General features: G+C 42.9%; 9 protein-coding genes. 5 read left to right on the top strand and 4 right to left on the bottom strand.

All coding sequences use genetic code 11. The annotated features are described in order from the left end of the window. Positions 1-28: 28 nt before the first annotated feature. Both ACYFDN_RS21175 and ACYFDN_RS21180 read right to left on the bottom strand, forming a co-directional pair. Complete coding sequence (locus tag ACYFDN_RS21175; protein ID WP_016403767.1) at positions 29-277, bottom strand: YheU family protein; 249 nt, start codon at positions 275-277, stop codon at positions 29-31. Beyond that, complete coding sequence (locus ACYFDN_RS21180; RefSeq protein WP_483512627.1) at positions 274-1260, bottom strand: hydrolase; 987 nt, start codon at positions 1258-1260, stop codon at positions 274-276. The genes ACYFDN_RS21175 and ACYFDN_RS21180 overlap by 4 nt, the downstream gene beginning before the upstream one ends. A 134-nt stretch (positions 1261-1394) precedes the next feature. On the opposite strand from ACYFDN_RS21180, the gene ACYFDN_RS21185 reads away from it, so the two are divergent. Both ACYFDN_RS21185 and ACYFDN_RS21190 read left to right on the top strand, forming a co-directional pair. Next, positions 1395-2789: a coniferyl aldehyde dehydrogenase gene (locus ACYFDN_RS21185; RefSeq protein ID WP_483512620.1), complete on the top strand. Its 1395-nt coding sequence runs from the start codon at positions 1395-1397 to the stop codon at positions 2787-2789. 32 nt (positions 2790-2821) lie between these two features. Further along, a complete protein-coding gene (locus ACYFDN_RS21190) occupies positions 2822-3067 on the top strand; it encodes a DUF3624 family protein (RefSeq protein ID WP_483512621.1) in 246 nt (81 codons plus the stop codon). A gap of 5 nt (positions 3068-3072) precedes the next feature. Here ACYFDN_RS21190 and miaA read toward each other — a convergent pair whose 3' ends face one another. Further along, on the bottom strand, positions 3073-4011 hold the full coding sequence (gene miaA, locus ACYFDN_RS21195; protein ID WP_483512622.1) for a tRNA (adenosine(37)-N6)-dimethylallyltransferase MiaA: 939 nt from the start codon (positions 4009-4011) through the stop codon (positions 3073-3075). Positions 4012-4136: 125 nt separating this feature from the next. Then, positions 4137-4346 carry a DUF1127 domain-containing protein gene (locus ACYFDN_RS21200; RefSeq protein WP_016403762.1) on the bottom strand — a complete coding sequence of 70 codons (210 nt, stop codon included), beginning with the start codon at positions 4344-4346 and terminating at the stop codon, positions 4137-4139. Between the two features lie 763 nt (positions 4347-5109). On the opposite strand from ACYFDN_RS21200, the gene ACYFDN_RS21205 reads away from it, so the two are divergent. The 3 genes from ACYFDN_RS21205 (at position 5110) to ACYFDN_RS21215 (ending at position 7436) form a co-directional block, all read left to right on the top strand. Further along, positions 5110-6234: a pyridoxal-phosphate-dependent aminotransferase family protein gene (locus tag ACYFDN_RS21205; RefSeq protein WP_483512623.1), complete on the top strand. Its 1125-nt coding sequence runs from the start codon at positions 5110-5112 to the stop codon at positions 6232-6234. 87 nt (positions 6235-6321) lie between these two features. Beyond that, the gene (locus tag ACYFDN_RS21210) at positions 6322-6936 is read left to right on the top strand and encodes a flavin reductase family protein (protein WP_483512624.1); all 615 of its coding nucleotides are present in this window, start codon (positions 6322-6324) and stop codon (positions 6934-6936) included. A gap of 14 nt (positions 6937-6950) precedes the next feature. Further along, positions 6951-7436: a C40 family peptidase gene (locus ACYFDN_RS21215; RefSeq protein WP_483512625.1), complete on the top strand. Its 486-nt coding sequence runs from the start codon at positions 6951-6953 to the stop codon at positions 7434-7436. Positions 7437-7512 lie beyond the last annotated feature (76 nt).

Here is a 7512-nt window from a genome sequence, read left to right on the forward strand (position 1 = left end):
ATTTGTTGGTGATGATTATAAACAGGGTTTACCCATCATCCTGCTGCCCTTCCATGGCAGAGGCATCAAATTGCTCTTTGGCAATTAAGTTTACTGTTTCATGAAGTTCAGAGTATACGATTAAAACCGAGCCGTTAATAACTTGTTGTTTAATTTGTTCTAGTTTGTCACTAAGACTCAACTCTTGATCACCATAGTCGGTGCCTTCGCGCAGTACATAGCTTTCTAGTAATGCATCTAAGGTGGCGGGTTCTAATTGTTGCCAAGGAATGATCATTTTGATGTTTGCTCAAGTTGTTGTTTAAACCAAGCTGGAATAGTTGATTCAAGCCAAAATTGCGGGCGCAGCAGGCTACCACCAACAAATCCTACATGTCCACCGGTATTACTGAGGCGATATTCTACAGCTTGGCTTAATTGATCTGCTTTGGGAATAACCCGTTGGTCCATGAAAGGATCATCAGCCGCATGGATTAATAAGGTTGGCTGGGTAATTTCTTTTAATAAAGGCAAGCCGCTACAACGCTGGTAATAGTCGGCGGCGCCCTTAAAACCATGTGCTTTTGCTGTGTAGTGTTCGTCAAACTGTACGAAGTTACGCCAAGTTTGGACTTCTTGAGCATTAAGAGGAGCCTGCTGGGTACGCTCAATTTTTTTACATAGATTACGTTTCATTCGTGACAACAGGTGATGTTGATAAACTTTGGAGAAGCCACGCTGCAAGCGCTCTGAACAAGCTCCCAAGTTTAAAGGAGGCGATACCACAGCGGCAGCAACCAGTGGAGAGTTGGGCGTTTTGGCTAAATAGTTGACTAACATATTACCACCTAAGGAATAGCCTAAAGCCAGTAATGGAGCCTCGGGATATTGCTGGTGTAAGTAATTGATGCAGCTTGTAGCATCTTTAATTTCGCCACTGTGGTAACCACGCCACAAATTATTCGGTTTGCCGCTGCAGCCGCGAAAGTGCATAACTACTGCGCGCCAACCTTGTTGCTGGCAAGCCTGTAGAATTCCTTTTGCGTAGGGAGACTCAACACTGCCTTCCAAGCCATGAAACACCACCACAATGGGCTGGTTTGATGAACGAGCTTCAACACTCTCTATCCAAGCCAGGTCTACAAAGTCTCCATCAGCTAAATCCAGTTTTTGCCAAGCTAGCTTTAAGCGCTTATTCCGCCGTAATAAAGTAGGTAATAAGGTTTGAATATGCTTGTTTCTGGCCCACCAAGGAGCGGTAAATTGGTTTGGATTAATGATTGCTCTCCCTTTGTTCGATGCGACTAAACTATGCTACCTGTCATAATTTTGTTCAAGTATCATCATTTACATTTTACAAGTTACCGTGGGTAACATAATCTATTTGTGATTATAGAGTGTTTATGGTGACAGATGTGAATCAACAGCAATTTTCTAGTGACTTAACCAGCCTAAAGCAAGCCTTTGTTCAGCAAAGCTACCCAAGTTTGCAGCAACGCAAATACAACCTACAGCAGTTGCTAAAGTTGTTGATGGAAAATCAAAGCGCCATTATTGAGGCGATTAGCCAAGATTTTGGTCACCGTAGCTCACATGAAACCCAGTTGATCGAGTTATTTCCTTCTATTGAGGGAATACGCTATGCCTTAAAGCACCTTAAAAAATGGCTAAAGCCACAGCGGCGAGGTATTAGCATTTGGCACTTGGGTGCGAGCAATCAAGTGATTGCAAAACCATTAGGAGTGATAGGGGTAATAGTGCCCTGGAATTACCCATTATATTTAGCCATAGGGCCGCTTACTGATGCTCTAGCCGCTGGCAATAAAGTGATGATTAAGATGTCGGAACTTAGCCCAGCATTAACCCAATTGCTTATCGAGCTAATGCCTCAGTATCTTCCTGAAGATTTGGTAAGGCTATATGCCGATGAGGATGGCAGTCGCGGCGCCCTATTCTCAAGCCTCGCCTTTGATCATATGGTGTTTACAGGCTCAACCAATACTGGCCGCAAAGTTATGCAAGCTGCAGCTGCTAACCTTACCCCAGTTACCTTAGAGCTGGGCGGTAAATCTCCGGTCATTATTGCAAAAGACTATCCAGTTGAACTGGCCGCTGAGCGCATCATGATGGGTAAGCTGTTTAATGCAGGGCAAACCTGCGTAGCACCCGACTACGTTTTACTGCATCACTCACAACGCCAAGCATTTGTTGATGCTTGTGTGGCTTATTGTAAGAAGCATTATCAAGCGCTGAGCGATCAGGCATTTTCTAGCATCATTTCTGACGCCTTTTTAGATAGACTCAATAAGCTAAGCCAGCAGGCAACAGAGCAGGGCGCCGAGAGCATTACTTTACTTCCAGGGGAGAGTGACCAAAAACTAGCGCCGAGTTTATTGTTAAATGTGGCTGAAGATGCCGATGTTATGCAGCAAGAGATCTTTGGCCCAATCTTGCCAGTAGTTGAATATCAGCAGTTAGACGAAGCCATTGCTTATGTGCGGCAACATGCTCATCCGCTCGCTTTATATGTATTTTCTAATCATGTCGCTACCCAGCAACAAGTTATTCAGCAAACTCAAGCTGGTGGCTTATGTATCAATGATGTGCTTTTGCACGTAGCTCAACATGAATTGCCTTTTGGTGGTGTTGGACCGAGTGGAATGGGGCACTATCACGGTTATGACGGTTTTGTGCAGTTTTCTAAAATGCTACCCGTGTTTAAGCAAGGGCGTTTTCCGGCAATAAAACTGATGCGTCCACCTTATACAAAATTCAGTGAGTTATTGATCAAACTGATGACTCGTGGATAATTTGCTTAGATTGTTGCCAATAGGGTTTAGCCGTGAGTTGTCAGTTTTGCCAAAAGGCATGGTTTTTAGAAAAGCTAGGCCGTTGCCAACAGTGTATGTGGCAAGCCAACCTAGGCAGTTTGCTGCTATTGGTTGGCTGTTTGAGCTACAGCGGTGAAGTAGCTGTATATTCTGTCGCGCTATGGCTAGCTTTTGCAGCATTTGCCTGCTTAAGTTTGGCCCATTGGCTGATGTTTTTTTATTATCGGTGGTCGACTAAGCAACCACCAAGTAAGTAGTTGGTTCAAGGCAGCTCTGCACTTAAGCTTTCTAGTTGTGGCTCTACTAACTTTGTTGCTTGTTCTACCAGGCTTTGCTGAGGATCCAGCCAATGAATAGTATCTCCACGGCGCTCCATTTTCCTAAACCAAGTATCCTGGCGTTTAGCAAACTGATGGATTTGAGAATTAAGCTTTTGAAACATATCGTTGTAGCTGAGCTGCTCTTGTAAATACTGAGCGACCAAGCGGTACTCCAAACCATAAAACTCTAGTTTGCTGTAACTCACGCCATCTCTATGAAGATTTTGTACCTCTTCAATTAAGCCCTCTTCTAAACGCTGCTTTAAGCGCAGGGTAATGCGTTTTCTTAGAACTGAGCGTTCCCAGCGAATCCCCATATAAAGTGGATTGATCCTTGGATGCTTGGGCGCGTTTTGCGGCTCAATAGTTTTGTCTGATTCGGCTATCTCTATCGCCCTTACTAAACGAGGCCGCACGGTTAAATCGGTACTATTGTGCTGCTCTGGCTTGAGTGCCAATAAACGTTGCTGCAGCTGCTCTAGGCTTAGTGCAGTCAGCTCATCCCTAAGGGCTTTATTTACTGGCGCTTCGTGTAGCTGATAGTTTTGGGTTACTGCGTCGATATATAAGCCGGTACCGCCTACCATAATCGGTAGTTTGTTAGCTTGTTTTATTTGCTGATAAGCCGCGAAGAAGTCTCGCTGAAAGTGAAATACACTGTACTCGGTGTCGGGCTCTACAATATCAATAAGATGGTAGGGGATCTCTTGGTACTCATCTAAGTCTTTGCCCGAGCCAATATCTAAACCTTTATATACTTGGCGTGAATCTGCCGATAGCACTTCCCCCTTATAGCGGCGTGCTAGTTCTACACCGAGATGGGTTTTACCTGAAGCAGTAGGGCCTAATACAACAATAAGGTTAGCGGCTTGAGTTTGCATAGTGGTTTTAATTGCGTGGTAATTGAAAAGCGAATGGTAGCAAGAAAAAACAAAAACGGCATGTGCAAAGCAGCATGCCGTTTGTAATGAGCCTGAGGTCCTTGGCGAAAAGCGTTAAAGGAGCTTTAGTTTTCCCAGAAGTGTTTGCGTGATTCTTGGTAGCGGTCTGCTTCGCTTAAACCAATGTCACGTAGTAAGTAAGCTGGTAGTTGGGCTAACTGACGGCGTGTTTTTTGACGCAAAATCCATGTATTGCAAAGGTGGTAAACCTCAACAAGTTGTTGGAAGAAAGAAGTATTTTTGTTGTTGCCAATTGAATTAACGTTAGTGCTCATAATGGAAGACCTCATCTCAGTTGATGGGGCAATAATAGATCTGAAAATTCGCCTTCTCAAACAAGTAAAACTGCAACTTAATCATTAGAAAAACTAATGTTTATTCTGGTTTTTGAGAGCGGAATTTTCGTGTGAATAAATCATGAATAATTATTCTTTTTTTATGCTTTGTTAATATGGGGAACTTTAAGCATTTAACCTTTTTTGTGTGTTTATTAAGCTGCTAAGCCAGAATCGGCGCGATTCTGCAGTTTGTGTTTTTTGTAGCTCTATTAGCATTGCCTTTGAGTAATTATTCTACAGCGAATTTTGTAGTGATTGAGTGGCTTAATGCCTTTTATTTAAAAGCTCTTAGGGTGGTTTGTGATTTCGGTGTGTTTGTTGTTTTAGATCAATTTGTCGATGGTGGTTTTTGATCTTTTATGAAGATTCCAATGTTGCTTTTATGTGAATTTTGTTGTGTTTGAGTGTTGTTTAGGTTGCGTTAAAGATCTTATTCATATTTTGCTTGGCTTATAGAATGGTTAGTTTAATAAATACTCGTTTTTATTAGCTTCTTTCTATTAGCTGTATTTGTCTTTTTAGGGTTTTTTAAAATGCCAAATGAGAGGTGTATGGGGTTTATGCGCTCAGTGAAAAGATCACTCAAAGGCTTATGCTTCTGGCTGTTTTGTGTTCAATTGTTGCCACCTGAATGTTAGAGTAATTACGCAACACTCATAATTACAATAAATAATTAGATTAAATATAAGGACATGCTTTCATGGATATTAGCTCTTTTAATCCTCCTCGTAGAATTTTGATGGGGCCAGGGCCCTCAGATATTTCTCCACAAGTATTGCAGGCACAAAGCCGCCCTATCATTGGCCATTTAGATCCTTTGTTCGTGAACATGATGGACGAAATTAAAGCTTTGTTGCAGTACGCATTTCAAACCCAAAATGCTCACACCTTTGCCGTATCCGCGCCTGGCTCTGCAGGCATGGAAACCTGTTTTGTTAACTTGGTTGAGCCAGGTGATAAAGTTGTTGTGTGTATTAATGGCGTATTTGGTCAACGCATGCTGGAAAATGTAGAACGCTGTGGTGGTGTTCCAGTGGTGGTAGAAGACAGCTGGGGAGAAGCCGTTTCTATAGAGAAAGTGAGTCAAACACTTGAGCAGCATCCCGACGCTAAAATTCTGGCCTTTGTTCACGCAGAAACATCTACCGGCGTAGCTTCTGATGCTCAAGCCTTATGTGCCTTAGCGAAACAACACAACTGTCTAACCATTGTTGATGCCGTTACCTCTCTTGCGGGTATCCCCGTGAAAGTGGACGAATGGGGCATAGATGCTATCTACTCTGGTAGTCAAAAATGTCTATCTTGTGTACCCGGTTTATCACCGGTAAGTTTTAGCCAAGCGGCAGTTAGTAAGTTAACTAGCCGAAGCAGCAAAGTACAAAGTTGGTTTTTAGATCAAAGCTTAGTAATGGGCTACTGGTCTGGGGAGCAAAAGCGTTCTTACCATCATACTGCGCCAGTTACTGCATTGTATGCATTACATGAGTCATTGCTGGCCTTATATAAAGAAGGCTTAGAACAATCTTGGCAGCGACACGCCGATATGCACAGCCAGTTGGCCGATGGTCTAGCTGAGTTAGGCCTAGATTTGATGGTGGATCAAAGCTGTCGTTTACCCCAGCTAAATTTAGTGGCAATCCCCAATGGCGTAGACGAAGCAGCAATTCGTGCTAAGTTGCTTAATAACTATAACTTAGAGATTGGTGCGGGTTTAGGTCAGTTTGCTGGTAAAGCATGGCGAATAGGTTTAATGGGTTATGCTGCCCGCAAAGAGAACGTGAGTTTATGTTTAGCGGCATTGGCTGAAGTTCTTGGCGAAAGCTGATATTTTCTTTCTATACTAGTGCTTGAAGCCCGCAGTTGCGGGTTTCTTTTTATTCAAACCTATTATCGGCATATAGGAAGAGCTTAGATGTACATCGATTTTTCAAGTTTAAGTACTAATCAGATATACCACTGCATGACTCAAACAGTAGTGCCTCGCCCTATAGCTTGGGTGCTTAGCGACAACGGAGAGCCTAGATCTTATAACTTAGCGCCTTTTTCATATTTTACAGCCGTTAGTTCTAACCCTCCTCTGATGATGCTTTCGGTGGGCAAAAAACCAGATGGCAGCGATAAAGATACCAAAGTTAATATTGAACAACGTAAACATTGTGTAGTGCATATCGCAAGCGCAGCCCAGGCCGAGCAAGTTACCGAGTCGGCAAAAACGTTGCCGCATGGTGAGTCTGAAATAGAGCTCCAACAACTTGGTTTAACCCAGTTTGATAGCTTTTCTCTACCAAGGCTTACTAACGCCCCTATTGCTATGGCTTGCGAGCTTTATGAAATGCATAAAGTGGGGAATACACCTCAAGCAATGATACTGCTTAAAGTATTGCACCTATATATAGAAGAGCAGTTTGTCGCTGAAGCGCAAGGGCGTATCACTTTAGATACCAATAGACTTAATCCCTTAGGGCGATTGGGTGGTGGCGAGTATTGGGCAAATGGCAATAGCTTTTCTATTCAACGCCCTAAGTAAAGGTCGCGAGTTTAATGCTTAGAATCGCCGCTACATCTAATTGCTTAGCAGTTTTACTCGTTTGTTATTTGCTCATGGCCTGTAGCGCTAAGCAAGGGAGCGAGTCTTCACATGTTGGCCTAGCTGAAAATGCAACGACAACACAACAACTAATGTTGCAAGTTCATAAGCAATGGCAAGGTACTCCCTATCAACTTGGGGGAACAACCAAGGCCGGTATAGATTGTTCCGCTTTTGTTCAGCACCTATATATAGACGTTTATAATCAAGTTTTACCACGAACAACAGAAGTGCAGCTAAAACAAGGAAAGGCTGTATCACTAAACAACATTCAAACAGGCGACCTCATCTTCTTTAAAACCAGTTATAAAGTGCGGCATGTGGGTGTGGTATACGATAAAAGTCACTTTCTCCATGCCTCCACATCTAAAGGTGTGATCTTTTCGCGTATCGATAATGTTTATTGGGCGCCAAAGATCATTGCGATAAAACGCTTATAAACGTAGATAAAATCGCCAATAAATACAGCGCCTGTCTACTATCTGAACACTTAAACGTGTTTCTGTGATTTTCTTC

Source organism: Agarivorans sp. D1326 (assembly GCF_056958115.1).